We start from the raw sequence: 1,304 nt of genomic DNA, 5'->3' as shown, positions 1-1,304 counted from the left end.
CCAGACTGAACGCTATGCCCGGTTATGTGAGCACTACGGAATGACGCCGTCCCGTAATAACAGCGGCCGGGGTCATGAAAACGGCTCGGTTGAATCCGCCCACGGACATCTTAAAGAGCGTATCCGTCAGGCACTGCTGTTACGCGGGAATAACGACTTCAGCGACCTGGCTGAATACCGACAGTTCGTGACACAGCAGGTACTGCGCCATAACCAGCGTAATCAGGATCTGGTCCGACAGGAGCTGGCTCACCTGAAACCGCTTCCCCGGCGTCGGTGCGCTGACTATGAGGAGCTGTCGGTACGCGTCAGCAGCAGCAGTACTGTCAACGTCCGGCATGTTGTGTATAGCGTCCCGTCCCGGCTTATCGGACAGATGCTGAAGGTCCGCCTCTGGGATGACCGTCTGAGCTGTTACGTCGGCAGTGATGAGGTGATGGGCTGTCAACGGGTCCGGGCTCCGAAAGGAAAACGCCGGGCCCGCAGCATCAACTTCCGGCACGTGATCGGTAGCCTGGTGAAAAAACCGGGGGCGTTCTACCACGCCACACTTCGCAATGACATCCTGCCGGATGATGAGTGGCGTCAGTTGTGGAAGCGCATGTGCTCACGCCTTCCGCCCCAGCCGGCCAGTCGCCTGATGGTCAATGCCCTTAAGCTGGCGGCAGAGAGGGAAGATATCTCTGCAGTCGCAAAAGGGCTGAACCAGTTGCTGCTGGAGCCTGGAGAGCCGGATCTGCAGAAGCTGCTCAGTTGGCTGGGCGTGAAAGATAACCGCGTCTTGCCCGACGGCCAACTGGTTCAGCACAGCCTGCAGGGCTACGACCACCTGATGCGCAAAGGGGGCCTGCAGTGACCGATATCCATATGCTTGAAAGGCTGCTCAGAAGGCTGCGCCTGACGCGCATGGCCTCAGAGTGGCACGGTCTGGAAAAACGTGCGCTGGCTGAGGGCTGGACACCCTCACGTTACCTGCTGTCGCTCTGTAGTGAAGAGGCGGCGCACAGAGAAAGCGAGCGGCTGCGGCGGTACATAAAAGACGCACGGTTGCCGACAGGAAAAACGCTGGCCGAATATGACTTCGGCCAGGTTCCGGAACTGAATGCCGGCCAGGTACGCCAGTTGTGTGAAACAACAGACTGGGTGGACAGCGGAGAAAACGTCCTGCTGTTCGGAGCCAGCGGTCTGGGCAAGAGCCACCTTGCCGCAGCGATCGTGGACGGAGTCGTGAGCCAGGGCTACCGGGCCCGGTTCTACAGTGCCGGCGAGTTGCTGCAGGAACTGCGTAAGGCGCGGTCGTTGCT

2 protein-coding genes are annotated in these 1,304 nt (G+C 59.9%); both read left to right on the top strand.

The window, feature by feature from the left end:
* On the top strand, positions 1-856 hold an 856-nt coding region (locus BTJ39_RS24215; RefSeq protein WP_139356418.1), incomplete at its 5' end, for a Mu transposase domain-containing protein.
* On the top strand, positions 853-1,304 hold a 452-nt coding region (locus BTJ39_RS24210; protein ID WP_176110440.1), incomplete at its 3' end, for an ATP-binding protein. The genes BTJ39_RS24215 and BTJ39_RS24210, both read left to right, overlap by 4 nt.

The sequence above is a fragment of the Izhakiella australiensis genome (assembly GCF_002006995.1).
GTDB lineage: Bacteria > Pseudomonadota > Gammaproteobacteria > Enterobacterales > Enterobacteriaceae > Izhakiella > Izhakiella australiensis.
This window is presented reverse-complemented; position numbering and strand designations above follow the sequence as displayed.